The sequence below is a fragment of the Rhodococcus rhodochrous genome, from assembly GCF_900187265.1.
GTDB lineage: Bacteria > Actinomycetota > Actinomycetes > Mycobacteriales > Mycobacteriaceae > Rhodococcus > Rhodococcus rhodochrous.
On sequence record NZ_LT906450.1, the window covers coordinates 5054300 to 5080207 of the forward strand.

At 67.4% G+C, this 25908-nt stretch carries 26 protein-coding genes; 20 read left to right on the forward strand and 6 right to left on the reverse strand.

Annotated elements, in window-relative coordinates; genetic code table 11:
• Nucleotides 1-229 precede the first annotated feature (229 nt).
• A complete protein-coding gene (locus CKW34_RS23160; RefSeq protein WP_064059901.1) occupies nt 230-1654 on the forward strand; it encodes an ApeA N-terminal domain 1-containing protein in 1425 nt (474 codons plus the stop codon).
• A 6-nt stretch (nt 1655-1660) separates the two neighbouring features.
• Here CKW34_RS23160 and CKW34_RS23165 read toward each other — a convergent pair whose 3' ends face one another.
• Nucleotides 1661-1861, reverse strand: a complete 201-nt coding sequence (locus CKW34_RS23165) for a hypothetical protein (protein WP_095092066.1) — start codon at nt 1859-1861, stop codon at nt 1661-1663.
• A gap of 259 nt (nt 1862-2120) precedes the next feature.
• On the opposite strand from CKW34_RS23165, the gene CKW34_RS23170 reads away from it, so the two are divergent.
• From CKW34_RS23170 to CKW34_RS23185, 3 genes are all read left to right on the forward strand, one after another.
• Nucleotides 2121-2426 (forward strand): hypothetical protein, encoded by a 306-nt coding sequence (locus tag CKW34_RS23170; RefSeq protein WP_197700683.1) that lies wholly within the window; start codon nt 2121-2123, stop codon nt 2424-2426.
• Complete coding sequence (locus CKW34_RS23175; RefSeq protein WP_059384437.1) at nt 2426-3217, forward strand: nucleotidyltransferase family protein; 792 nt, start codon at nt 2426-2428, stop codon at nt 3215-3217. Before CKW34_RS23170 ends, CKW34_RS23175 begins: the two co-directional genes overlap by 1 nt.
• Before the next feature lie 244 nt (nt 3218-3461).
• Nucleotides 3462-3890 (forward strand): nitroreductase family deazaflavin-dependent oxidoreductase, encoded by a 429-nt coding sequence (locus CKW34_RS23185; RefSeq protein ID WP_059384436.1) that lies wholly within the window; start codon nt 3462-3464, stop codon nt 3888-3890.
• A 158-nt stretch (nt 3891-4048) separates the two neighbouring features.
• Here the strand turns inward: CKW34_RS23185 and CKW34_RS23190 are convergent, their stop codons facing one another.
• The 3 genes from CKW34_RS23190 to CKW34_RS23200 form a co-directional block, all read right to left on the reverse strand.
• A complete protein-coding gene (locus tag CKW34_RS23190) occupies nt 4049-4711 on the reverse strand; it encodes a TerD family protein (RefSeq protein WP_059384435.1) in 663 nt (220 codons plus the stop codon).
• A 124-nt stretch (nt 4712-4835) separates the two neighbouring features.
• Nucleotides 4836-5942 carry a DUF475 domain-containing protein gene (locus tag CKW34_RS23195; protein ID WP_059384434.1) on the reverse strand — a complete coding sequence of 369 codons (1107 nt, stop codon included), beginning with the start codon at nt 5940-5942 and terminating at the stop codon, nt 4836-4838.
• A gap of 103 nt (nt 5943-6045) precedes the next feature.
• Nucleotides 6046-6621 (reverse strand): TerD family protein, encoded by a 576-nt coding sequence (locus CKW34_RS23200; protein WP_059384433.1) that lies wholly within the window; start codon nt 6619-6621, stop codon nt 6046-6048.
• 293 nt (nt 6622-6914) lie between these two features.
• Here CKW34_RS23200 and CKW34_RS23205 point away from each other — a divergent pair, with 293 nt between their 5' ends.
• The 7 genes from CKW34_RS23205 to CKW34_RS24830 all read left to right on the forward strand — a co-directional run bounded on the left by CKW34_RS23205 (nt 6915) and on the right by CKW34_RS24830 (nt 15235).
• Nucleotides 6915-8036: a serine/threonine-protein kinase gene (locus CKW34_RS23205; protein ID WP_059384432.1), complete on the forward strand. Its 1122-nt coding sequence runs from the start codon at nt 6915-6917 to the stop codon at nt 8034-8036.
• 29 nt (nt 8037-8065) lie between these two features.
• Nucleotides 8066-9223: an HpcH/HpaI aldolase/citrate lyase family protein gene (locus CKW34_RS23210; RefSeq protein WP_059384431.1), complete on the forward strand. Its 1158-nt coding sequence runs from the start codon at nt 8066-8068 to the stop codon at nt 9221-9223.
• The gene (locus CKW34_RS23215; protein ID WP_059384430.1) at nt 9220-10515 is read left to right on the forward strand and encodes a phosphoribosyltransferase family protein; all 1296 of its coding nucleotides are present in this window, start codon (nt 9220-9222) and stop codon (nt 10513-10515) included. Before CKW34_RS23210 ends, CKW34_RS23215 begins: the two co-directional genes overlap by 4 nt.
• Nucleotides 10512-11618, forward strand: coding sequence for a cysteine protease StiP family protein (locus CKW34_RS23220; protein WP_059384429.1), 1107 nt, complete (start codon nt 10512-10514; stop codon nt 11616-11618). Before CKW34_RS23215 ends, CKW34_RS23220 begins: the two co-directional genes overlap by 4 nt.
• 80 nt (nt 11619-11698) lie before the next feature.
• Nucleotides 11699-12475 carry an HAD family hydrolase gene (locus CKW34_RS23225; RefSeq protein ID WP_059384444.1) on the forward strand — a complete coding sequence of 259 codons (777 nt, stop codon included), beginning with the start codon at nt 11699-11701 and terminating at the stop codon, nt 12473-12475.
• Between the two features lie 42 nt (nt 12476-12517).
• Nucleotides 12518-13744: a TerD family protein gene (locus tag CKW34_RS23230; protein ID WP_059384428.1), complete on the forward strand. Its 1227-nt coding sequence runs from the start codon at nt 12518-12520 to the stop codon at nt 13742-13744.
• A 3-nt stretch (nt 13745-13747) separates the two neighbouring features.
• On the forward strand, nt 13748-15235 hold the full coding sequence (locus tag CKW34_RS24830) for a TerD family protein (RefSeq protein ID WP_059384427.1): 1488 nt from the start codon (nt 13748-13750) through the stop codon (nt 15233-15235).
• 21 nt (nt 15236-15256) lie between these two features.
• Here the strand turns inward: CKW34_RS24830 and CKW34_RS23240 are convergent, their stop codons facing one another.
• Complete coding sequence (locus CKW34_RS23240; protein WP_059384426.1) at nt 15257-15781, reverse strand: pyridoxamine 5'-phosphate oxidase family protein; 525 nt, start codon at nt 15779-15781, stop codon at nt 15257-15259.
• A 161-nt stretch (nt 15782-15942) separates the two neighbouring features.
• Here CKW34_RS23240 and CKW34_RS23245 point away from each other — a divergent pair, with 161 nt between their 5' ends.
• The 9 genes from CKW34_RS23245 (at nt 15943) to CKW34_RS23285 (ending at nt 24902) form a co-directional block, all read left to right on the forward strand.
• Complete coding sequence (locus CKW34_RS23245; protein ID WP_059384425.1) at nt 15943-17082, forward strand: DUF418 domain-containing protein; 1140 nt, start codon at nt 15943-15945, stop codon at nt 17080-17082.
• Nucleotides 17083-17207: 125 nt separating this feature from the next.
• The gene (locus tag CKW34_RS23250) at nt 17208-17531 is read left to right on the forward strand and encodes a putative quinol monooxygenase (RefSeq protein WP_059384424.1); all 324 of its coding nucleotides are present in this window, start codon (nt 17208-17210) and stop codon (nt 17529-17531) included.
• A gap of 198 nt (nt 17532-17729) precedes the next feature.
• Entirely contained in the window at nt 17730-19295 is a 1566-nt protein-coding gene (locus CKW34_RS23255; protein WP_059384423.1) for a long-chain-fatty-acid--CoA ligase, read from the forward strand.
• Nucleotides 19292-20356: an MBL fold metallo-hydrolase gene (locus CKW34_RS23260; RefSeq protein ID WP_059384422.1), complete on the forward strand. Its 1065-nt coding sequence runs from the start codon at nt 19292-19294 to the stop codon at nt 20354-20356. The genes CKW34_RS23255 and CKW34_RS23260 overlap by 4 nt, the downstream gene beginning before the upstream one ends.
• A 1-nt stretch (nt 20357) precedes the next feature.
• The gene (locus tag CKW34_RS23265) at nt 20358-21119 is read left to right on the forward strand and encodes a crotonase/enoyl-CoA hydratase family protein (protein WP_006550723.1); all 762 of its coding nucleotides are present in this window, start codon (nt 20358-20360) and stop codon (nt 21117-21119) included.
• A gap of 2 nt (nt 21120-21121) precedes the next feature.
• On the forward strand, nt 21122-21916 hold the full coding sequence (locus CKW34_RS23270; protein ID WP_059384421.1) for an enoyl-CoA hydratase/isomerase family protein: 795 nt from the start codon (nt 21122-21124) through the stop codon (nt 21914-21916).
• A 44-nt stretch (nt 21917-21960) separates the two neighbouring features.
• Nucleotides 21961-22830, forward strand: a complete 870-nt coding sequence (locus CKW34_RS23275) for a LysR family transcriptional regulator (protein ID WP_016695798.1) — start codon at nt 21961-21963, stop codon at nt 22828-22830.
• A 4-nt stretch (nt 22831-22834) separates the two neighbouring features.
• Nucleotides 22835-23746, forward strand: coding sequence for a LysR family transcriptional regulator (locus tag CKW34_RS23280; RefSeq protein ID WP_059384420.1), 912 nt, complete (start codon nt 22835-22837; stop codon nt 23744-23746).
• Between the two features lie 58 nt (nt 23747-23804).
• Nucleotides 23805-24902, forward strand: a complete 1098-nt coding sequence (locus CKW34_RS23285) for a class I SAM-dependent methyltransferase (RefSeq protein WP_059384419.1) — start codon at nt 23805-23807, stop codon at nt 24900-24902.
• 77 nt (nt 24903-24979) lie between these two features.
• On the opposite strand, the gene CKW34_RS23290 is transcribed toward CKW34_RS23285, so the two are convergent.
• Nucleotides 24980-25840, reverse strand: a complete 861-nt coding sequence (locus CKW34_RS23290) for an endonuclease domain-containing protein (RefSeq protein WP_059384418.1) — start codon at nt 25838-25840, stop codon at nt 24980-24982.
• Nucleotides 25841-25908 lie beyond the last annotated feature (68 nt).

Here is a 25908-nt window from a genome sequence, read left to right on the forward strand (position 1 = left end):
TTGACACCCGAGCGGCCGATCATCCCTCTGGATATTACTGACGCCAGCGCAGTGCGTCCCGCCTCAGCCCAGGACTCTGGAAGAGATCGCAGGATTCAGCCGCGAGTCCACCACTCATTTGCCGACGCAGCATCCATACTCCGGGGACCAGAGCCAGCCCCGCGGGTGGCCTGGGATCCCAGTGATCCGGGGGCCGTTCCGGCAGGGCGTCTGAAGGAGAGATGAGTTCGTGAAGGAAACAGAACTTCTCGGGCAGTGGTGGCATCCGCGCACGCCAGATCTTCGGGTTGGCGGCATGCTGGAGTTGGACGACAACGGATTCGCATCCCTTACCGCCATTGGTGGAGTCTTTCGCGATGAGCACACCATCGGCGCACCCCGCGAGTTGACTGTGGAGCCGTCGGGTCGTGCAATGGTACTTCATGGGATAGCAGGCGGCCGCCCCGTCACCCTGATTGATTGCCTCTCGATGCGCGCCTCGGCGACGGGAGGATCGTTCACACAAACCGTTCGCCCCGGGGCGGTCCTGATCGGCATCCATCTCGACTCTGTGGACCAGAAGGTCGTGCGGGGTCTGGTTGTCGAAATCGACAACCTGACGGAGTGGTCTGCGATGCGCACGTTCACCCCTACTTTCGCGGAGGGGCAGGAGCTGACGGGATTCGAGTTTTCCTTCCCCGACCCGCAGTCGGTGAAGGTCGCTGGCACCACTGTCACGCTCAAGCCCTGTCGTTCGGGGAGCTGGTGGCCAGAGTCGTTGAGCGACGGGCGCCGATTGTGTGAGCGTGAGTGGGTGTCTGCCGTCTTCGAGTTCGATACGAACCAGGCCTGGGAAGCCGGCGTCGACGCGCCATCGGCGTTGCGGGATCTTGTCACCTTTGCTACTCGAACACCATGTGCAATCCGCAGCAGAACACTGCTTGTCGCCTCACAAGACGGCGAGACGCAGAGAGTCGATCTAAAGGTTCGTACCAAGCCTCAGATCCGAGAGTCACGGACGACCGACGTTAACGACTACCTGTTCGACCTTTCTGTGACTTCTTTCGAAGAGATCTACCCCTCGTGGTGCGAGTTGGCTGCTCAGGCGAAGTCGGGTATGGATGTGCTGTTGTCGCTGACCTACGACCGGCCCGTGTACTACGAAAACATCCTGTTTAATGCGGGGGCCGCGGCGGAAGCCTTTCACCGCGAGTTATTCCCGGACGCTCGTACGAGCGAGTTCAGCGCCGAACAACATGAAGCAATCATCCAGAAGATCCGAGACGCGCTGACGAAGGAAGAACGAAGTTGGGTCCTTCCGAAGCTGAGGAATCAACCTGGCCTGAAGGAACGCATGCTCGACCTCGCAGGATGTGCTGATGCGACTGCGGTCGATGAGCTGGTCACCGATCGCGAAACGTGGGCGAAGTGGCTCAAAAATGCCAGAAATGCGGTAGCTCACCTGGAACTTGCCCGGCTGGATGCGATTCCGGAGGAGCCGAGATACCGCCTTGCCGATATCACCCAAGATCTCTTGCATCTCGTGGTGCTGGCTCGACTGGGATTCGATGCCGACGTTCAACGACGTTCGGTTCGCGAGTTCTACTGGTATCAGGCACAACAGTTCGGAGAAGCTGTAAGAGCTACTATCCGAGAAGGATCCGGCACACAGTAGACGCTGCTACTCCTCCAACACTTCACCCAGCTCTACCAGCAACACCTCTACTCGTTGCTCAAGCTTGGCGAAGATATCGTCGAGGTCCCCGAGCGACTCGTGGTCACGACGTCGGGCGGCGGTACCGCGGTCGTAGTAGTCGCGATCCAACTCGATCTCAAGCTCAACCGAGGTGTCGCTGTCGTCTTGCGGAGGAACGGGCACCACCTTCCGAACCGGAGCCCGACCGGACAGGTGCGCCTGTGGCAGGTCCCCGATAGTCGGTCCGGTCGTTTCTAGTGTCGTCTGCCATGAGCATGGGACCAGTTTGATCTGATTTTGCCAGGGTGATGGGACCACCTGGATTGCCAGTTATGGGACCACCGGCGCGCCTTGCCGGTGGTCTCGTCGTTTGCTCGTTCGATCGTCCGTGACAGCTCAACGAGGTCGCGGAGGTCGACAGCATGGCTTTTCGCTCGTCGCGCTGATGGCACCCGACGTCGTCCGTGCCGCCGACCCAGTGCTCCTCCCCGAGGGTGGAGCTGTCGAAGTCATCGGAAACCGCGCCGTGGCGGAGGAAACCCGCTTCTTCACCACCCGAATTCATGCGAGCATCCCGATGCACGTCAACGGCGCGCCCGCAGCGGTTATAGCCCCCGGCGGTCACCCCTTGGCAGTCATCACCTTCAGATTCGAGAACGACAAGATCACCCGTCTCGAGATCGTTCGCCTGAAACCGACCGACGAGGTGAGCACGAGACGACCCGGTACCGAACCGGAGATGATGGGGTGATGCCGAACATCGACGTGGAGCGATATCTCGAAGCCCTCGTGAAGGCCGCCCGAGATGTGCTCGGTACGGAGTTCGTCGGGGCGTACGCGGCCGGGTCACTGGCCCTGAACGCCTTCCACGCCGGCCGAAGCGACATCGACATCGCTCTGCTCTGCCGCGACCCGCTGAGCGAACCGGTCAAGAGGGAGTTGATCGCTCGACTGCGGCACGACGCTTTGCCGTGTCCGGCTCGGGGATTGGAACTGGTGGCCTACACCGTGGCTACGGCTCGGTCGGGCACCGGAGAGCCGGGCTTCGAGGTCGAGTTGAACGACGGTCCGGCCATGGCCTTCCGGCAGACCCTTCGACCCGCAGACCGCCCGGCAATCGACGGGACGTTCTGGTACGGACTGGACCGCAGCATCCTGCACCAGAGCGGCCGAGTCCTGGCGGGACCGCCGGCCTCAGAAGCATTCGCCGAATTGGCACCTGAAAAGCTACGGGGCCTACTGGTCGACTCGCTGCGGTGGTGGATGGCGCTGCTCGGCCCGGCCGACGACCGGCCTTCGCCCGGAGCCGATGACGCGGTTCTCGGAGCTTGTCGCGCGCTGGTCCGACATCGCTACGGAAGGTGGCTGTCCAAAGTGGACGCCGGCCGATGGCTACTCGAGGCCGGCTACCAGCCGGCCGAGACGATCGAACAGTCCATCGCAGCACGCTCCGGTGAGTCGCCACCCTCGGGCCGGCAAGCACGGACGTTCCAGGAAGGCGTGTTGCGCGAACTCCTGGCCGCGACCGACCGGTCGGCATGACCCTCGTCCGGATCGACCCTCGTACGGCCTCGCTCTGCGTCGCGAATCTCCGGCTCGCTCGGGGCCACACGGGTTCGGTCGACGACGTCCGCGCTCTCGTTGTCGAAGTACACGATGGGAGCGCGGAATTCCGCGATCTCGCAACGCCCCCCGATCGTTCGTAGTTCTTCGTTCCGGACCCTGTGGTCCTCGACATGATTACGGTGGTTCGTAGCCGACTGCTGTAGCCAGGAGGATTTGTCCCATGAGTTCGTCCGACGACTGGAATGCGCAGGTGATTGCCGAGTTTCGGGCCAACGAAGGCCGGGTCGGCGGCAACTTCGAAGGCGCACCGATGGCGCTCCTGCACCATCGCGGTCGCAAGAGCGGTCGCGAGACGGTGACTCCTACGCTGTATCTGCCGGATCCTGAGGATGCCGCGACCATGTACGTCTTCGCGAGCAAAGGGGGTGCCCCCTCCCATCCAGCCTGGTACTACAACCTCACCACCGCGGGACGGGCAGAGGTCGAGGTCGGCACCGAGACCTTCGAGGTCACGGTAGAAGAGATCACCGGCGCCGAGCGCGACCGCATCTATGCCGAGCAGGCCCGCCGCTACCCCGGTTTCGCCGAGTACGAGGAGAAGACCCGCGGCGTGCGGACCATTCCGGTCCTTGCTCTCCACCGAAACTGACATTCCAGTTCGACATCCCGCCCGTGAGAACCGGACACACACATTTGGGTGTCTTCGACCCCGCTGAGCGGGGCCGGCACCACCGAGATCCCGCCGGCACGCGCCGACGGGATCTCCTGTCACCGGCCACCCGGGCCGGGACGAACTCTGCGATGGGGCTACTTGCGTCCTGCCTGCCACTGCATGCCCCACCCGAACGCGCGGTCGAGGTCGGACTGGCTGCCGTCGATGTACTGCACGAGACGTTCGACGGTGATGCCCTGCCCGGTGTTCTGCAGCATCGCGATCGCGCAGATGCGCGCGCTGTTGTTCGGCGAGTCCAGACGCACCTCGATCTGCGGACCCGACGGCGGGGTCAGCGTCACGACGCCGTCCACGGCAGCCCAGTTCGGCGCGCCCTCGTAGATCATCGCGAAGATCAGCACCCGCTTGAACAGTTCGGGGCGCTCGAGGTTGACGTGCATGTTCTCGCCGCCGGTGTTCGAGCCGGTGCGGTCGTCGCCGTCGAGGTGGATGTACGGCGGGGTGTTCAGCGCCCCGAAGCTGTTCCCGAGCGCCTGGATGACGCCCTTGGATCCGTCGGCAAGCTCGAACAGGCAGCCGAGGTCGAGGTCCACCCCACCGCTCGCGCCCATGAGCTTCGAGAGGAAGCCCTTCTTCGGCTGCTCACCGCGGGACCAGTTGAGGTTCACTCGCGTGACGCCCTGCCCGGACCCGGCCTTCGACAGGCTGACGGTCGGGGATTCCTTGGTGAGGTTGATCTTGCTCAGGTTGACGCCGCCGGCGTTCTGCTCGGGCTTCTTGTTGTAGTCGATGGCCATGTCGAGCCTTTCGTCGGAGTGGCTGCGCGCGGTTGCGCACGGGGTACGGAAAAGCGATGGGAGCCCTCGATCCGAGATGTCGGATCGAGGGCTCCCATCGGCATGTGATTCGAACTGTCGAAGATCAGGGGATGCTGGTCTTCACAGCATCTTCGCCTTCCCTCGCCGCGATCTTGCGGTTGCGGTAGATGCTCGAGCCGAGCGCCGCACCGATCAGGGCGACACCGACCAGGCCGGTGATGACCTCCGGCACGTGCGTGCCGATCGAGTACAGCAGGATCAGTGCCAGCGCACCGATGGCCCAGTGAGCACCGTGCTCGAGGTACACGTAATCGGACAGCGTGCCCTTGCGCACCAGGAAGATGGTGATCGAGCGGACGAACATCGCGCCGATGAAGCCGAGGCCCAGGGCGATGATGATCGGGTCGGACGTGATGGCGAAGGCGCCGATGACGCCGTCGAACGAGAACGACGCGTCGAGCACCTCGAGGTAGAGGAACAGGAAGAAGCCTGCCTTACCGGTGGCCTTCGCGAGACCGCTCGGTCCGCCTTCGGGCTCCTCGCCCTCCTCGGGGACGTGGAACATCTCGCCGAGCCCGTTGACCGCGATGTAGGTGATCATGCCGAGCGCGCCGGCGATCATGACGGTCGAGACCTTGTCCTCGGGCGCGATGACGGTGGCCGTGATGAGCAGCAGGGCGGTGGCGACGACGACCTCGAGTTGCTCGAGCTTGCCGGCCTTCGCGAGCGGACGTTCGAGCCAGTCGAGCCACTTGATCTCGCGCTCTTCGAGGATGAAGTGCAGGAAGAGCATCAGGAGGAACATGCCGCCGAATGCCGCGATCTGCGGATGCGCGTCGGTGATCAGGGTCTCGTAGCTGGGATCCCCGTTCGGGAAGTAGGCGGCTCCGTCCGGCGGCGGATTCAACGCGAGGTCGAGTGCCGCGATGGGGCCGAGCCCGGACGCGATCCACACGATCGCGAGCGGGAACACCAAACGCATACCGAAGACGGCGATGAGGATGCCGACGGTGAGGAAGATCTTCTGCCAGAACTCGCTCATCCGGCGCAGCACGGTCGCGTTGATGACCGCGTTGTCGAACGACAGCGAAACCTCGAGGATGCCGAGGATCACGCAGAGGAAGAGAGCTTGCGGGCCGCCGTAGAGGAACGCCACCACGAGAGATATGACGGTGACGGCCATCGACGGACCGAATATTCGCAGAACCACGAAGCGTGGCCTTTCTAATCGGAATCAGGGCGTTGCAGGGTGGTTACTGCACATCGGTTCCGGCTTCGGCACTGCGACCGAAGCCGGAACCCGAAGAAACGAACTAGACGTTGACGCCGTAGTCGCGGGCGATACCCGCGAGGCCGGACGCGTAGCCCTGGCCGATGGCGCGGAACTTCCACTCCGCACCGTTGCGGTACAGCTCGCCGAAGACCATGGCGGTCTCGGTCGAGGCGTCCTCGGACAGGTCGTAACGAGCGAGTTCGTTGCCGTTCGCGCGGTCGACGACGCGGATGTACGCGTTGCGGACCTGGCCGAACGACTGGCTGCGGGAATCGGCATCGTAGATCGAGACGGGGAAGAAGATGCTCTCGATGTTCGCCGGGACGGCAGCGAGGTCGACGTTGATGACCTCGTCGTCGCCTTCACCCTCACCGGTGCGGTTGTCGCCGGCGTGCTCGATGGCACCGTCGGGCGACTTGAGGTTGTTGAAGAAGACGAAGTGCTGGTCGGAGACGACCTTCTTGTCGGCCCCGGTGGCGATGGCGCTGGCATCGAGGTCGAAGTCGGTGCCGGTGGTGGTGCGTACGTCCCAGCCCAGACCGACGGACACTGCCGTCAGGTTCGGAGCTTCCTTGGTGAGGGAGACGTTTCCGCCCTTGGTCAAGCTGACGCCCATGCGGGGTCCTTTCGATCGTTCCAACGGTCGACGTACCGGTACAGGGCACGCCCGGTGTGCGTTGCTCCCCACCCTAGTTGTTGGCGTGGGGTACGCCCATATCCACTATGCCCGGTCCCGCGGACCACTTCCGTAGCCCGCACGAACCACGGTTCCGACCGGCGGAAAGGTGACGGATCGGCCCGGTGGACGTGCGCCCAGTACCATTCGGTTCTGTGGCGAGCCGATGGACGCGCCGCCTGTTCGGCGGGGGAAACACGGAAGATCCCGCGGCTCGTCGTGCACACGATGCGATGGTCGCGGCGTTCCTCGACATGGACAGACGCCAGTCCGTCATCGAGGCCGGTGTGGCCGCGTCCTACGAGCTCGAACCCGAGCGGCACCTGCTCGGTCGGTGGGATCCCATCCGGCAGGCGTGTTATCGCGCCGGTGAGACGTATCTCCAACTGGCAGTGACGGATCCGGAGCAACCGCTCGCACCTGCTCCGGCCTACGAGCAGGCACTGCGACAGATCACCGAAGCAACACGAACACTTGATGAATTCTTCGGAAACAACCGGGGTCACCTCGAGCACATGACGGCCGTGGCGAACACCGTGCCCGAGCTGGCGCACCGGATGCGCACCGAGGCGCGCAAGACCCTTGCCGAGGTGGAGTCTCCGGATTTCGTTGCTTTTGCGCACTATCCGTCGGTTCGATCCGCCACCGAAGCGCTCGAGAAAGCTCTGAACAGCCTCGATGCGGCACACGGCGTGGGCGCGATCCGCACGGCTGCCCTCCGGGTCGAGGAAGCGACCACCGCCCTGCTCGACGCCCTTGCCGCAGCCCCGGGACGCCGCGACGAGGCCGCCCGCACCCTCGCCTCGGTCACCACCAGGATCGGAGCGGTCCGGACCCGCACGGAAGGCCTCGCCCCGGCCTTCTCCGCGCTGCTGCGCGAGTTCAATGCGGCCAGCTCCGCCGACCTGTCCGGGAACGAGAAACAGGCCGCCGAACTGCTCGCTCGCGCGGAGGACCAGCTCGGACGCGCACGGGCGGCGGCGAAGGACGGCCGCCCCGAGGAAGCCCTCGAGCTGGTCGCGGCGATCCGCGCCGAACTGTCACGTGCCGAGGAACTCGTCGACGCCGTGACCGCACGACTCGCTACGCTGCGTTCCGTCCGGCAGAATCCGGGGGCCAAGGTCGACGAGGTGCGGTTCCGCCTCCGTGACGCACAACACCTGGCCGTGCAGCGCGGTCTCACCGCAGAATGGGGTTCCGTTCTCGACTCGCAGTTGAGCCGGATCGACAGGGCAGTCGACGCACTCACCGGGGTGCACCCCGACTACTGGGCCTACGTCAGAGATTTGGATGCGGTGTCGACCTTCATCGCAGGAGTGGTCGATCGGATGAGAGGACGGACCGAGAACGCATGAGGGGGGCCACGCTTACCGAAGTGCGCGCCATGCAGCACTTTCGGCATCTCGACGGCGCGACGCTGGACGAGTTGTTCCTGCACCGTCCGCAGCCGTTCGGGCACAGCGACGATCGCGACCGCCTGGCGACCGCTCTCGGCGCCACGCTCTACGTCCCCGCGACGCGCGGTGATCTCGTCGCGACCATCACGAAGCGTGCGGCCGAGGGCGTGACGTCGATGGTGCTCGACCTCGAGGACGCCGTCGCCGACGACGAGGTCGAGCACGGCCTGCAGAACGCCGTCGCAACACTCGATGCGCTCGCCGACAGCGGACCGTCGACGATGATGGTGTTCGTCCGTGTCCGCACTGCCGACGGCGTCGGACGGATCGCGTCGATGCTCGGCGCCGGCAAGGCGGTGCTGACCGGGTTCGTGGTGCCCAAGTTCACCGCACGCACCGGTCCCGCCTTCCTCGAGGCGGTCGCCGCGGCATCGGAACTGCTCGACCGTCACCTCTACGCGATGCCCGTGATCGAATCGGCCGAGGTCGTCCACCGCGAGACCCGGGACGGCGAATTGCGTGCGATCTCCGGCATCCTCGCCGAGCATCGCGACCGCGTCCTCGCCGTCCGAATCGGCGCGACCGACATGTGCGCGACCTTCGGTATCCGACGCGACCGCGACCTGACGATCTACGACGTACGGGTCGTCGTCGACGTGATCGCCGATGTCGTCAACCACCTCGGACGTACCGACGGAACAGGTTTCGTCATCACCGGACCCGTCTGGGAGTACTTCGCCGATCACGAACGCATGTTCCGTCCGATGCTGCGCTCGACACCTTTCGAGGAGCAGGACGCGGTGTTGTTCCGTCAGCAGCTCGTCAGCCGCGACCTCGACGGTCTGCTGCGCGAGATCGCGCTCGACCGCGCCAACGGCATCCAGGGCAAGACCGTCATCCATCCGTCGCATGTCGCTGCGGTACATGCCCTGTCGGCCGTGACACACGAGGAGTTCCACGATGCGACCGACATCCTCGATCGCGACACCGGCGGTGTGCAGGCCTCGGGTTACGGCAACAAGATGAACGAACGACGACCCCACCGCACGTGGGCCGAGCAGACCTTGTTGCGCGCGTCGGTGTTCGGTGTCACCCGTAAGGGGATCACCTTCGTCGACCTGCTGACGGCGCTGGTGGACCGATGACCGACATCCTCGATATCCCCTGGGCTACCGCAGAACTCGGTTTCGCTCTCGAACATGTGGAGTCGTCGTGCGGCTACACGGTTCCCGAGCTCGTCCGGCCGGGGCTGCGACGCAATCCACGACGCGCGCACCTGCTCGTCTCCACGGTTCTCGGCAAGCACATCCCCACCGAACCGGCCGCGGTGCGCGGGGCCGGTCACCGGCTCGGCCGGCTCGTCGCCGATCTCCTCGGCGATGCCGCACCCGATGCCGTCGTCATGGGGTTCGCCGAGACCGCAACGGGTCTCGGTCACTGCGTGGCCGACGCCCTCGACGCCGCGTGCTACCTGCACTCGACGCGACGTCAGGTTCCCGGAGCGGAGGTGCTCACCGGATTCGAGGAGGGGCACTCGCACGCAACCTTCCATCTGCTCCAGCCGACCTCCGGCGCATTGTTCGCCAACGCTGCACCGCTCGTCCTCGTCGACGACGAGATCTCCACGGGAGCAACGGCCCTCGACGCCATCCGCGCGCTGCACCGCGATCACCCCCGGGATCGTTACGTGCTCGCCTCCCTCGTCGACATGCGGTCCGAACAGGATCGCCTCCGGACGGCGGAGGTCGCGGCGGAACTCGGCACGAGCATCGAGCACGTGAGCCTGGCCGCCGGACGATCCGTCGTCCCCGACGATCTCGTCGCGCGGGTCGCGGCATTGCCCGACCCTCACCTCAATCCAGTGGGTGACCGACGCGGCGACGTCCGATTCCTCCACGCGGCGTGGCCGTCCCATGTGCCCGACGGTGGACGACACGGGATGCTGCGCACCGACGCGGCAGCCTTCGACGCGGCGCTGTCGACGCTCACCGACACGATCGCGGACGTGCGCGACGCCCGGCGGCCCGCCGTCGTCGTCGGACACGAGGAACTGATGTACCTGCCGCTGCGGCTCGCCGAGGCGCTCGTCGAACGTGGTACCCCCGCACGGTTCCAGACCACGACCCGCTCCCCCGTCCACGTGATGGACGTCGACGGATATCCGTTGCGCCGCGGATTCCGTTTCACCGCACCAGAACACATCGACAGCGAATTCGAGAACGAGGTGCCGCGTTTCCTCTACAACGCGCAGTGGCCCACAGCCACCGAGCTCCGCGCCGAGCTGATCCTCGTCGTCGATTCGCCCGCCGACACCGACCGCCTGCGCGCACCGGGAGGTGTTCTCGACGTGCTCACCGCTGCCGGCGAGGACGTCCTCGTCGTGATCGTGCCCGCCACCGATCCGACGGTGCTGCGCACCCACAGGGAGACCGTATGACCGTGCCACTGACCGGACCCGAGTTCGGCTCCTACGCGCCCGACGAGGTGACGTGGCTGCTCAAGGACCTCTCCCACGCCGACCTCGAAGGCGACATCGCCGAACGGGAGGCACGTGTCCAGGCGGGTCTCGCGCACTACGCGGAGTCCCTGCCGATCGAGTACCAGCCCGACGCCGCCTACCGTGAGCTCTTCGACAAGGCGCTGGCCGGCACCGCGGGCCGGTTGGCGCACGCGGTGGGTACGGTCACCGAACTGCTCCTCGCCGAACGCGGAACCGACCTGACCCTCGTGTCGCTCGCGCGGGCGGGCACCCCGATCGGCATCCTGATCCGCCGGTGGGCGCTGCACCACCACGGCCTGACGCTGCCGCATTACGCCGTGTCGATCGTCCGCGGTCGCGGAATCGACTCCGCCGCACTCGATCACATCACCGCGCGGCACGATCCCGCTTCGGTCGTCTTCGTCGACGGCTGGACGGGCAAGGGCGCGATCGCGCGCGAACTGTCCGCTGCGCTCGCCGAATACACCGCGCGGGGCGGTCCCGTCCTGTCCGACGATCTCGCGGTCCTCGCCGACCCCGGCCACTGCGTCCGCACCTACGGCACGCGCGACGACTTCCTCATCGCCTCGGCCTGTCTGAACTCCACCGTCTCCGGACTGGTCTCGCGGACGGTCCTCAACGACAGCCTGATCGGTCCCGGAGAGTTCCACGGCGCCAAGTTCTACGCCGAGCTGGCCGCGGACGACGTATCGAACCATCTGCTGGACACCGTCACCGCGGAGTTCGACACGTGCGGCGACGTCGCGGCGGCCGCGCAGGCGGTGCTCGGGTCCGACCGCACCCCCACCTGGGCCGGCTGGGAGTCCGTCGAACGCGTGCGGGCGCAGTACGGCATCTCGAGCGTCAACTTCGTCAAACCCGGTGTCGGAGAGACCACCCGCGTGCTGTTACGCCGCGTTCCCTGGAAGGTGCTCGTGCGCGACATCACCGCCGACGAGCACGCCCACATCCGCATGCTCGCGGCCGCCCGCGACGTTCCCGTCGAGGAGGTCCCCGATCTGGCCTACTCCTGCATGGGACTGATCAAGGACCTCCCGTGAATATTCCGTCCGCGACCGGCACCGTCCCCGCACTGGTCGCCACCGATCTCGACCGCACCCTCATCTATTCGCGCGCCGCAATGACCGGCGACCAGTTCGACACGCAGGACCTGCTGTGCGTCGAGTACTACGAGGGCGCACCGCTGTCGTACGTCACCGACACTGCGGCACAACGACTTCGCACCCTCGCCGACAAGGTGGCGATGGTGCCGACCACCACGCGTACACCCGAACAGTTCCGCCGCATCGAACTGCCCGGCGGTCCGTGGCACTACGCGATCACGAGCAACGGAGGGTCGATCATCGAGAACGGCCGGATCGATCCGGAGTGGCGCCGCAACGTCGACCGCGCGGTACGCGAGGGCGGGGCAAGCCTCGACGAGGTGACGACCGAACTGCGCCGTCGCATCTCCGAGGACTGGGTGTCGAAGTTCCGTATCGCCGACGAACTGTTCTGCTATCTCGTCGTCGACGTCGCAGCCCAACCGTCGGGATTCCTCGACGACTGGCACGAGTGGTGTTCGACGCGCGGCTGGAACGCGTCGCAGCAGGGCCGGAAGATCTACACGATGCCGAACAGCGTGTGCAAGAGCCGCGCGGTGGCCGAGGTGCACCGACGGCTCCGCGACCGCGGAGTCCTCGCGGACGACGCCCTCGTCTTCGCTGCCGGTGACGGTGCGCTCGACGCGGAGATGCTGAAGGCCGCCGACGCCGCGATCCGGCCTCGTCACGGCGAACTCGAACTGATGGACTGGCGCCACCCGACCGTCTCGGTGACCGACACCGCGGGCGTCACGGCCGGGGAGGAGATCCTCACCTGGTTCGCCCGATCCGCTCGTCTTCCGGTCGCTTCGTAGAGTAGAAGGCGCCCGGTCACCGACACAGTGAGGACACATCTCTTGCCGACTCCGCTCTCCAAGGGTCAGAACGGACCGCTCACCGCGTCCGACGTCGTCGTCTCGCTCGAGCTGACCACGCCCGCCGATCTGTCCGCACTGCTCGTCAAGGCCGACGGCAAAGTGCGCTCCGACGCCGACTTCGTGTTCTTCAACCAGCCCACCGGGCCGGGCGTGCGTCTCGTTCCCGGTGCGCCCGGGCAGGCGGCCTCGCTCGCCGTGTCGCTCGCGCAGGTTCCCGCCGACATCGATCAGGTGCGCGCCGTGATCACCCTCGACGACGCGTCGAGCAACTTCGGCCGGTTCGCACCGCCCACCGCGCGCGTGTCCGACAGTGCGGGAACGGTGTTGTACGAGTATCGGATCGACGGACTGAGCACCGAATCCATCGTGATCGCGCTGGAGCTGTACCGGCGCCAGGGCGCGTGGAAGGTCCGTGCCGTGGGCCAGGGATATGCGGGCGGATTCGCGGCACTGGTGACCGACCACGGTGTCAGCGTCGACGACGCGCCGGCCCAGCCTGCTGCCGCACCGCAGCCCGACGCTCCCACGCCCGCTCCGGCTCCGCCCGTACAGCAGACTCCGCCTCCGGCATATCCTGCACAGCCCGCCTCACCGGCACAGCCGGCGGAGGTCAGCCTCACGAAGAGCCGGCCGGTGAGCCTGGTGAAGGGTCAGAAGGTCACCCTCCGCAAGGACGGCGGCGTCGCGCTGACCTTCCTGCGCATGGGGCTCGGCTGGGACCCGGTGGAGAAGCGCGGCCTGTTCGGCAATCGTTCCGCCGACATCGACCTCGACGCCTCGGCCGTGATGTTCGCCGACAACCAGATCGCCGACGTCGTGTACTACGGCCAGCTGCAGTCCAAGGACGGCTCGATCCAGCATCAGGGCGACAACCTCACCGGTGCCGGTGAGGGCGACGACGAGGTGATGCTCGTCGACCTCACGCGTGTCCCCGCCCATGTCACGACGGTGATGTTCATCGTGACCTCCTACAAGGGCCACACCTTCGAGCAGGTGCAGAACGCGTTCTGCCGCCTCGTCGACGGGACGATCGATGCCGAACTCGCCCGCTACACGCTGCAGGGCGGCATGCCGTTCACGGGCATGGTCATGGCGAAGGTCTACCGCCAGGGCAGCGAATGGAAGCTTCAGGCCATCGGCGAGGGCATGCAGGCGAAGCATCCCGGTGAGGCCGCGCCGCAACTGGGCCGGTTCCTGGCCGTCTGACCGGTGGACGAACGCTTCACAGCGGGACGCAACGCCCCGCTGCCGACCCGCGCCGTCCGTTTCACGGCGACCGCATCCGTCCCGCTGGACGTGTGCGTGTTCGTCGTGGACGACGGTCTGCAGGTGACGTCCTCCGACGACGTCGTGTTCTACAACCAACCGGCGACGGCAGGCGTTCGGCTCGAGGGTGCGATGATCGTCGTCGACGTCGACGCGGTCCGTCCCGGCGCACGCGTGCTGTGCGCGGTGGGTTGCGAGCGACCCGCAGCGGTGTCGACCTCGCTGTCCGACGCGGCGGGCACCGTCCTCGCGTCGTTTCACGTGGAACCGGTGGTCGGTACCGAGACGGCGGTGCTGTGCTGGGAGCTCTACCGTCGCCACGGCGAATGGAAGATCCGCGCCCTCGGCCAGGGATATGCCGGTGGACTCGCCGAGATGTTCACCGCGCACGGAGTGGACGTCGAGTCCCCCTCCGACGCGGAGGAGGTAGCCGCCCCCGGGCCCGGCCCGGTCATCGGGCTGTCCCCTCTCGAAGTGCTGTGGCGGATCTTCGAGGACGCCGCCCGATCGGCCGCCGCGTACACGTCGAGCGTGGAGTTCGCGCAACACCGCTTCGACGACGAACTCTCGGCAGCGGTGGCCGACCGCGCCCGCCGTATGGGTCCCGAGGCCGATCGTGCCCGGGCACGTGCGCAGCAACGCTACGACGAGCTCGTCGGTGTCGCCGAGGCCCGCTACCGCGACGACAGTGCCGTGCTCGCCGCCGAGCTGCTCACCGTCGACGCGACGTTGCCGCCCGCACTCGCGTCCTGGATCTCCCCGGCCTGGATGTATCTGCACCTGCCGAGCGACGGCGTGCGGGTGGGTGAGGTGACAGCGCCCGATCTGGGGCCGCTGCGCATCCCCGTGTGTCTGCCGACGCCGCTCACGCGACCGTTGTGGATCGACGGCGATCCGGCCGAACTCGGTCCCGTCGTGTCGTCCGTGGTCGTGCGGCTGCTCACGGCCCGGCCCGACACACTGCTGCACCTCGTCGATCCCGGGCGGACGCTACCCGCACTCGAGCCCCTCACCGCAGCGCGACTCGCCGGACCGCCCGTCCACGAGCGGTCGCAGGTCCCCGCCAAACTCCGGGGGCTGGCCGACGCGGCGGAGCTCGACGCGCTCGCCCGGCAGGTCGACGCGGACACCGCGTCACCCGTGTTGCTGGTCCTCGCCGGTTTCCCCTACGGCTACGACCATGACGACCTGCTCGAAATCGTCCGGATCGCGCGTGCCGGCAGTGCCGGCCGGGTCTCGGTCGTCCTCGCGGGAGATCCGCCGGACGATCGGGTCGCGCAGATCCTGTGGGACGAGGCGCAGAAGCTCCCCGTCGATGGGGAACTGGCCGACCCGTGGACGGGAGGCCGATGGACGTTCGTTCCCGACAGCCTGCCCGCCGAGACCGAGCACCTGCGCGGCGCGCTGGGCGGGAGCTCGCTTCCGGAGTGATCGTCCCCTCGGACGACGAGGTCAGCTCCGATCGACGAGTGTCGTGACATCGGGTGCGTACACGGTCATCCAGTGCGGATCCAGTCGGTAGTAGACGACCTCCTCGTCCCAGTCGAAGGCGTCCCCTCCGTAGAACGACTGTAGGTAGGCGAGCAGTTCGGGCCAGTCGTCGGCCGGCTCACCCCCGCGCGGGTTGAGGATCTCCACGCGCCCGTGCGTGAACACTCCGAGATCCTCCCCGCGCATGTGCGCCGTGCTGACCGCGGGACGGGCGGCGAGATGCCGGGCCTTGGCGGCGGTGGGGGCCGTGCCGAAATACCACTTGCCGTGCAGGAAGTGTCCGTCCACACCGCTGATGCGCGGTTCTCCGCCGGCGGTGACCGTCGCCAGCGAGAGGACGCACATGCCCGTGAGCACCTGGACGAGTTGCTCGGCTGTGAGGGTCCGCGACGCGTCGACGATCGACCTCAGGTGGGATGTGGACCGGGACAGCGACGTGTCGAGGAGCTCCTGGAGTTCGGCGAGTTCGGCAGGGGTTTCGTGCATGACTCCATGCTCACATCATCGGCACTGGCAGGACCCGACAGTTCTTGCTCTGTTCTCCTGGCCGATGTCTGTTCTCGGGGAGAGCACCGAACCCCGGGTCACCCGCATGGAGGACCCGTGATCCCCCGGTCGGCCGACGCGCACCGCACCCTCCGCGTCGCATGGTGAGAATCATGACGGTCACCGGTTCGACCACGCGACAGCAACGCATCCTCGCACTCGACGTGGCCCGGGGGATCGCCATCCTCGGCACGTTCGCCGCCAATGTCTGGATCTTCACCGACCCCGCCGGCTTCGTCGGCTATCTCGACTCGATCGGCACCGATCCGTGGCCTCAACGCATCCTCATGCAACTCGCGCAGGGAAAGTTCCTCGCATTGCTCACCCTGATGTTCGGGATCGGCCTGGCCGTGCAGGCGGCGTCCGCGCAGCGAGCGGGGCGGCCGTGGCCCGGCGGTTACCGGGTACGCGCCGCCCTGCTCCTCGTCGACGGGCTCGCGCACTACCTGCTCGTCGCCGAGTTCGACATCCTCATGGGATACGCGCTGACATCCATGATCGTGTGCGGACTGGTGATCTCCTCCCGTCGTGTGCGGCTGTGGGTCGCGGGGACCGCCGTCGCCGTGCACGCGCTGGCCGTGACCGCGCTCGTCGTGGCACTCGCCGGTTCACCGTCGAATCCGGAGACCCCCGAGCTGACCACCGCCACCTGGTGGGACATGGTCGTCTTCCGCGTGGACAACGCCGCGGCGTTCCGCGCCGAGGTGATCTTCGTGATCCCGATGACGGTCGCGCTGTTCCTGACCGGCGCCGCCCTGTATTCGGCCGGTCTGTTCGACAGCAGAGGCGCGGTGCTGCGCCGACGGCTCATGGTGATCGGGGCGATCGCAGCACCGCTCGACCTCGCCGTGGGTCTGTTCGGCGGTGCCGCAGGTGTATTCGCAGCGCGCTACGGCATTGCCCCGTTCGTCGCCCTCGGACTGTTGGCGTGGATCGCCCACTTCTACATCGACAGGTCCACGACCGGCACGGTCGGCACTGCCTGTGAACGCATCGGGCGCACCGCCCTGAGCTGCTACATCCTGCAGAACATCGTCGCGTCGGTGCTCTGCTACGACTGGGGACTCGGCCTGGCGAAGGCCGTGGACCCCGACATGCGGGTCCCGTTCACGATCGCCGTGTACATCACCGTGGGAGCGGTGATGGTCGTCGGATCCCGTTGGTGGCTCGGCCGATTCCGTCAGGGACCGGTCGAATGGGTGTGGCGGGCATCCTACGAGCGGCTGACGGAACGTCGCTGATGTGTCGTGGCCGCCTCGTGGAGGTCTGCCGCTCGGTCACGGATTCGACGCCCTCACCGGTGAGTACGGCGATATGTTCGACGAAGGCACGATCCGTCCCCGAACATCTACCGACCGGAGGCAAGATGATCTTCATCGTGGTCCGTTTCAAGGTGAAGCCCGAGTATCAGAACAACTGGCTCGAGACCACCGCGGAGTTCACCGAGGCGACTCGCAGCGAACCGGGGAACCTGTGGTTCGACTGGTCGCGCAGCGTGGACGATCCGTCCGAGTTCGTTCTCGTCGAGGCGTTCCGCGACGGGGACGCCGGAGCCGAGCATGTGGAGTCCGATCACTTCCGCAAGGGACTCGACGCGATGCGGCCGGCGCTGGTCGAGACCCCGCGCATCCTCAACACGGAGATTCCGGGCACCGAGTGGGGCCGGATGGGTGAACTGCAGATCGACTGATCGATCGCATCGAGACCGACGTCGTGTGCGAGATCCGGCGAGGATTTCGCACACGACGTCGGTCTCGATGTGCGCCCATAGGTTTATCCTAACGTTTCGTACGGCTGCAGGTCTTTGTGGCAGCAGTCACGGTCGTGATCGACTGGACCGGCGTGGACGGCATGTCCGCGCGCCGGCCGTGTCGATCAGGAGCGTGATGTGAGCGAGTTGCACCTTCCCAACCGAATCCGGCAGTTGGCAGTCGAACATCCGGATCGTGCGGCGGTCAGCTCCGGCGGAACGACACTCACCTACTCCGAGTTCGACGCGCTCACCAACCGGGTCGCCTCGGCACTCGCGACCGTTCCGGCGACGTCCAAGCGCATCGGCGCGCTGCTGCGCATGGGCCTGCCCGGTGCGGCCTCGTTCGTCGGCTGCGCCAAGGCCGGGTTGGTCTTCACCCCGCTCAACTGGCGTCTGAATCCGGGCGAGATCGCCGACATCGCCGACGACGCGCAGCTCGACGTCCTGATCGTCGAGGACGAGTTCGCCGCATCCGCCCGCGCTGCGGCCGCAGTCCTGCCCGACGCGCAGATCGTTGTGGTCGGCGACGCCTCCACCGTTCCCGGCGCACGCTCGTGGGACGATCTCGTCGCCTCCGGTGACGACATCGACCCCGGCTTCGGCGACGACCCGCGGACCGAGGTGCTGCAGCTCTACACCTCGGGCACCACCGGACGCCCCAAAGGTGTTGTGGCGACGCATCACAACCTGTTCAACGAACCGCGGAACTTCGCGCTGTACGAGTTCACCGAGGACTCGGTGTCCCTCGACGCGCTTCCCCTGTTCCACATCGCCGGCGCCGGCTGGATGAGCACGACCCTGTCGGCGGGACTGCACCTGGTGCTGCTCGGCGAGATGCGCCCGAACCTCGTGGCGGCAGCCATCTCCGAGCACGGCATCACCCACGCCTTCCTCGTGCCGTCGGTGATCACCATGCTCGTCGAGATGCCCGACCTGTCGGACTACGACCTGTCGACGCTCCGCCTGGTGGCCTACGGCGCCTCCCCCATCACGCCCACCCAGCTCGCCCGCGCCATGGACACCCTCGGCTGCCGTTTCGTGCAGCGCTACGGCATGACCGAGACGATGGGTGCCCTCACCGCCCTGCGCGCCGACGACCACGATCCGCACGGATCCCGTTCGTACCTGCTGCGTTCGGCCGGTTCACCGCTGCCCGGCGTCGAGGTCGAGATCCGCGACATCGCCACGGGCGAACCGCTTCCCGGCGGGCAGACCGGCGAGATCGTCTGCCGGTCGCGGAACAACACGTCGGGTTACTGGCGTCGCGACGCCGAGAACGCGGCCCTGTTCACGGCCGACGGTTTCCTGCGCACCGGCGACGCCGGACACATCGACTCCGACGGCTATCTCTTCGTCACCGATCGCGTGAAGGACATGATCATCTCGGGTGGCGAGAACGTCTACCCCATCGAGGTCGAATCCGTCCTGTCCGAACACCCGGCCGTCGCCGAGGTCGCCGTCGTCGGTGTGCCCGACGACCGTTGGGGCGAGGCCGTCACCGCCGTCGTGCGGGTCGCGCCGGGCGCATCCCGCCCGACCGAGGACGAACTCCTCCAGTTCACGGTGGAGCGACTCGCGTCCTACAAGAAGCCCCGGCACATCCACTTCGTCGACGAACTGCCCCGCAACGCGAGCGGAAAGATCCTCAAGCGCACACTGCGCAACGAGTTCGCTCCCGTGCAGGAGGGAACGACACCATGATCGTCACCGAGGACCTCGGCACCGTCCAGCGCGAAGCATGGGCCGCCGGAGTACTGCCGCCCGTCGAAGAAGTGCGTCCGGGACTGTGGTCGATCCCGGTCCCGATGCCGAATAACCCACTGCGGTACGTACTCTCGTACGCACTCGCACTCGACGACGGCCTCGCCCTGATCGATCTCGGTATGGACACCGAGGAGTCGTGGGACACCCTCGTCGCCGGTGTCGCCTCGACCGGCCACCACATCACCGACGTGCGCTACGCGGCGATCACCCACCTGCATCCCGACCATTTCGGCCTGGCACCCCGTCTGAAGGAGACGACCGGCGCCGTCATCGCGATGCACGCCGCCGACGCCGCCGCCCTCGGGCACTTCACCCCGGCGGACGTCGCCGCCGACAAGGAAGCATGGCGTGTGGACCTCACCGGACTCGGTGCGCCGCCCGAGGTCGTCGAGGCCGCCCGCTTCGAACTCGTCCGCTTCCCCCGGGGTGAGAGCGCCGATGTCGTTCTCGCTCAAGGCGATCGACTCGATCTGCCCGGGTGGAACATCGAAGCGGTGTGGACGCCCGGCCACACGCCCGGGCACCTCGCCTTCGTCGACCGCGACCGCGACCTGCTGTTCAGCGGCGACCACATGCTCCCGCGCATCAGCCCCAACATCTCCTCGGGCCCCGGCGAACTGGGCGACCCGCTGCACCGCTACCTGCTGTCGCTGCATGCGACGACGGCTCTGCCGGACTGCGAGGTGCTGCCCGCCCACGAGTACCGGTTCCGCGGAGTCACCGAACGCGCACGCCAACTCATGGACCACCACGAGGTCCGTCTCGACGAGATCCGCGATGCCGTCGCGTCCCGGCCCGAGTCGACGGCGTGGGAGATCACGACCCGCGTCACGTGGTCGCGTCCTATCGACGTGATGGATCCCCGGCTGCAGCGACTCGCCGTCCGCGAGACCCAGGCCCATCTGCTCGTTCTCGCCGATCGAGGCGACATCCGTTCCGACGGTGGAACTCCCGCCCGCTGGACTCTCTCCGCTCCGACCCATACGAAGGAAAACTGACATGAGCGTTGTCCTCACCGAATTCGCCGACGGCGTCGCGGTGTTCACCCTCAACCGCCCCGAGGCCAAGAACGCCGTGAACCTGGAGGTCTCGGAGGCGCTGGCCGCGGCCATCGACGAGTTCGAGGCACGCCCCGACCTGACCATCGGCATCCTCACCGGTGCCGGCGGAACGTTCTGCGCTGGAATGGACCTGAAGGCGTTCGCACGCGGGGAGCGCCCGTCGATCCCCGGCCGCGGTTTCGGTGGCCTCACCGAGGCACCGCCGAGCAAGCCGCTCATCGCCGCCGTCGAGGGCTGGGCCCTGGCCGGTGGATGCGAGCTCGCCCTGTCCGCCGACCTGATCGTCGCGTCGCGCGAAGCGAAGTTCGGTATCCCCGAGGTCAAGCGCGGACTCGCCGCGGCGGCCGGCGGCCTGCTGCGCCTGCCGAAGATCCTCCCCTACCCGCTCGCGATGGAGCTGGCCATCACCGGTGACCCGCTCACCGCCGAGGTCGCCCACCAGCACGGCCTGGTCAACCGCGTCACCGAGCCCGGTGAAGCACTCACCGTGGCAAAGGAACTCGCTGCCCGCGTCGCGGCGAACGGCCCCCTCGCCGTCAAGGCCACCAAGCAGGTCGTCGCGATGGCCGCCAACTACACCGACCCCGACGCCTTCGTCGCGCAGCGCAAGTTCATCGACCCGGTCTTCGCGTCGGCCGACGCCAAGGAAGGCGCTCGGGCGTTCGCCGAGAAGCGCGCACCGGTCTGGAAGGGCGAGTAGGAATGTCGGACGTGCTGGTCGCGCAGGACGGCTCGGTCGCCACGATCACGCTGAGCCGACCGGAGCGCAAGAACGCGATGACGGTCGAAGCATGGCGGTCGTTGCGTGAGACGTTCGGTGCGCTCCAGCACGACGACTCCGTCCGCGCCGTGATCCTCACCGGCGCCGGTGGCGACTTCTGCACCGGTGCCGACATGGAGCGGCGCGACTCCACCCATCCCCTCGACCGCATGCGGGAGATCAACGCGACGGCGCTCGCCGTCGCGGAGTTCTCGAAGCCGCTGATCGCGCAGGTCGAGGGGTATGCGGTGGGCGCCGGATGGAACATGGCGCTGCTGTGCGACGTGGTTGTCGCCTCCCGCACCGCGAAGTTCAGTCAGATCTTCGCGCGGCGCGGACTGTCGGTCGACTTCGGCGGGTCGTGGATCCTGCCGCGCCTCGTGGGATTGCACCAGGCGAAGCGTCTGGTCATGCTCGCCGACATCGTGAGCGCCGAGGAAGCGTACGGCTTGGGTCTGGTGACCGAGCTCGTCGAACCCGAGGCTCTCGCCGGTCGCGCCGCCGAACTGGCCGCACGTCTCGCCGCCGCCCCGCCGGTCGCGGTGAGCATGTCGGCGCGAATGCTCGAGCAGGGCTCGTCGCTCACACTCCGCGAGGCACTCGAGAACGAGGCCCGTTCGCAGGCGGTCAACCACGCCACCGACGCCCCCGATGCGATGCGCGCCTTCGTCGAGAAACGCGAGCCGTCGTTCACCGGCGGATGGCGGGTGCCGCGCCCGGTCGACACCCCTTCCTGACGGTTACGTGCGGGGCGATTCGGGGCGTCACCTACGATAATCGGGTGGACTTGCACCTCGTGACCTATTTCGTGGCCGTCGTCGACCACGGCGGGATCACGAAAGCCGCTCAGGCACTTTATATTTCGCAGCCGTCGTTGTCGCAGGCCATCCGTACCCTCGAACGACGCCTCGACACGACCCTGTTCGACCGCACCGGCCGACGGCTCACCCTCACCGAGGACGGCCGCGTCCTCGAGGTCGCCGCGCGCCGCATCCTGGCCGACGTCGAGCGGGCGAAACAGAAGGTCGCGGCGGTGCGCGACCTCGAGGCCGGCCGCGTCGAGATCGTCACCTTCGCGACGTTCTCGATCCATCCCGTCATCGAGTTCGTCCAGCGCTTCCGTCAGCGCTACCCCAACCTGACCGTGCGGGTGAACGACGCGGAAGGACCTCCCGGAGTGCATGCGGCGCTGCGTCGCGGCGAGGCGGAGATCGGCATCACCGACCTGTCGGTCGAGCACGCCGGCATGATCACCGTCCCGGTCCTCGAGCAGGAGATGGTGCTCGCGCTGCACCCCGACCTCGCCGCCGACGTCCCCGACCCCGTCACCCGGGCGCAGGTCCGCGACTTCCCGCTGGTCCTCGACCTCGGCTCCCGCGCGAGTGCCGCGCGCACCGGTGAACTGCTCGGCGAGCAGAACGTCGTCGTCGACTGCGCCAACCAGGCCGCCCTGTGGCAGTTCGTCGAGCGTGGCACCGCCGGGACGATCGTTCCGCGTCGCGTCGCTGAGAAACAGATCCCCGGTGCCGTCGTCCGGCCGCTGGACCCACCGTTCCGTCGTCCGGTCGGGCTGGTGATGCGACCCGGCGATCTGTCCCCCGCTGCCGCCGCATTCGTGGCGACCACCACCGGCACCCCCTGGGAAGCGTGACGACATGGAGTTCCGTCAGGTCGAGTACTTCCTCGCCGTCGTGGAGAACGACGGCATCAACGGCGCGGCCGCCGAGCTCGGCGTCGCCCAGCCCACCGTCTCCCAGGCGCTGCGCAGCCTCGAGCGCGAGCTGGGCGTGCAGCTGTTCCACCGCATCGGGCGCGGCATGGTGCTCACCGCGGCGGGCAAGGCGCTGATCGGTCCGAGCCGGCAGATCCTCCGCGATGTGAACGCGGTCGAGGAGCTGCTCACCGTGTCGACGACCGAGGTGACGGGTCGCCTGGATCTGATGGTCTTCCCCGCCCTGGCGACCGGCCCGATCGTCGACCTGGTCTCCGAGTTCCGCCGCCTCCATCCCAAGGTCACCGCGCGGCTCGGTGATCTGCGTGCGGAGGAGTTCACCGCGTCGGTCATCCACGACGGCCACTGCGAGTTCGTCGTCACCCACCTGCCGGTCGAGGACGAGGTGGGGCTCGAGATCATCGAACTCGGACAGACCGAGTACTGGCTCGCCTATCCCCCCGGCACCGACCTGCCGCCCGGGCCGCTGTCCTTGGCCGAGCTCCCCGACATCCCGATGGTCTTCGTGCCGCGCGGTGGTGGCTCCGTGAGCGACGCGATCGACTACGCGATGCGGCAGGCCGAGGTGCGCCGTCCCATCTCCGTGCTCACCGATCATCGCGAGGCCCGCCTGCCGATGGTGCTCGCCGGTCTGGGCGGATCGTTCGTCGAACGGTCGCTCGCCGAGTCGGCGCAGGACGTCGCGGTGGTCCGTCCGTGCGAGCCGACCTTCGCGCAGTCGTACGGACTGGTGTTCGATCCGGCCTCGCTGTCGAAGGCCGGTCGCGCCTTCGTCGACTTCGTGCGGTCGTCCGAGGAGTCCGGCGCGGAGGAGCAACTCCCGACGCAACGGTGACATCCGGGGATCCGGGGGCGACGATGGTGGGGACGACGTCCACTTCCGCCCCCGGGAGATGATCCGTATGTCCACTTCGACGAGTTCCTCCACCCATCTCGACTCCGTCGACGCCTATGCGCAGCGCGTCCTCGACTCCGTCCTCGGCACCATGGACACCCTCGCGATCCTGATCGGCGACCGTCTCGGCTGGTACCGAAGCCTCGCCGACGACGGACCTGCGACGGCCGACGAACTGGCCGAACGCACCGGCACCCACCCGCGGTACACCCGCGAGTGGCTCGAGCAGCAGGCCGTGACCGGTCTGCTCGACGTCGACGGCGATCCCCCGCACTTCGCTCTGTCTGCGGCGGGTCGCGAGGTACTCACCGATCCGCACAGCCTGGCGTACATGGCGCCGCTCGCCCGGATGATCGTCGGCGCGACGATGCAACTTCCCGATCTGCTCGAGGCGTACCGGAACGGCGGCGGAGTGAGTTGGAGCCAGTTCGGCCGCGACGTGTGCGAGTCGCAGGCCGACGCGAACAGGCCGCTGTTCGAGAAGGCGCTGCCCGATGCCCTGCGGTCGGTCCCGGAGGTCGACCGGGTGCTCGGGCAGCCGGGCGCGCAGATCGCCGACATCGGCTGCGGCGGAGGATGGTCGACGATCATGATCGCGCGCACCTATCCGGATGCGACGGTGCAGGGCTTCGACATCGACGCCCCGTCGGTCGAGATGGCCCGGTCGAACCTCGCGGAGAATGCCGATGTGGCGCAACGCGTCACGTTCACGCAGTGCGACGCGTCCGAACTGCCCGGTGGAAACTTCCAGGCGGCCTTCGCGTTCGAGTGCGTCCACGACATGCCCCGACCGGTCGAAGTGCTGGCCGCCGTACGCCGTTCGCTCGCACCCGGCGGGTTCATGATCGTCATGGACGAAGCGGTCGCCGACACCTTCACCGCGCCCGGCGACGACGTCGAACGGCTCATGTACGGCTACAGCCTCTCCATCTGTCTCCCCGACGGCATGAGCCACACACCGAGCGCCGGGACGGGCACCGTCATGCGTCCCGCGACCCTGCGCCGCTACGCCCTCGAAGCGGGTTTCACCGAGGTCGACGTGCTCCCCATCGACGACTTCGGCTTCTTCCGCTTCTACCTCCTCCGCACCGAATAGCGGCATCCGTCGAAATTTCGGGGAGGTTGTGTTCGCGTTCTTCGAAATCCACGCACACAACCTCCCCGAAATCCGGCTCAGACGGGCGCACCGGCTGTCCCCAGAGCACGACGCACCCGTTCGACGAAGACTTCGGGGCGCCGGTAGAGGAGGTCGGCGCCGACCCGGATGACCGTCCACCCCAGTTCGGGCAGCACCGCGTACCGGTCGATGTCGCGGGTCCGCTGCGCGGGGTCGGTCCAGTGCTGCACGCCGTCGTACTCCACGAGCACCCGCCACTGTTTCCATCCCATGTCGGCTCGTGCCACGAACTCGTCGCCGTCGAAGATCTCGATCTGGGTTTCCGGCGGTGGGAGACCGGCACGGACGAGGAGCAGACGCGTGTGGGTCTCGGGCGGTGACGCCGCTCCGCCGTCGACGAGGGCGAGCACCCGCGGCACGGCACCGATGCCGTGTGCGCCCTTGCTCCTCGTCGTCAGTTCCTCGATCTCACGCACCTTCAGGCCGGTCGCGTTGCAGAGTGCGTCGATCGTTTCGACGGCGCGGTCGAGCGGCATTCGTCGGGCGAGATCGAAGGCCGTCTGCGCCGGTGTGGTCGCGACCATCCCGTCCACCACGCAGGTTTCGAGCTTCGGCGCGCGGCGGACCGAGATGCCCGGCACCGACCGGACATGATCGGAGCGGACGAGTTCGGCCGCCGCATCCGGGTCGAGCCACCGGGTGCCGTGCACGGCAGCGGCGGAGACTCCCGCGAGTACGCCGCGGCCCTGCGACCACAACCATGCCGCCTTCGCGCGCAGCAGCGGCGTCGCCGGTATTCCTCGCCGGATGTAGACGTCGCGGTGGAGATGGACGAAGTCGCGTGCGAGTCGGTGCCGCGTGACGACGCCGGCAGCGAGTGCCGCGCGTCCCGAGAACGGTTCGTCGAAGTCGATCACGCGCCGAGCATGCCCGGCGCGACTCCCGTCCGGACGCCGCATGGAGGCCGGTTGTGAACAAGCTCGGA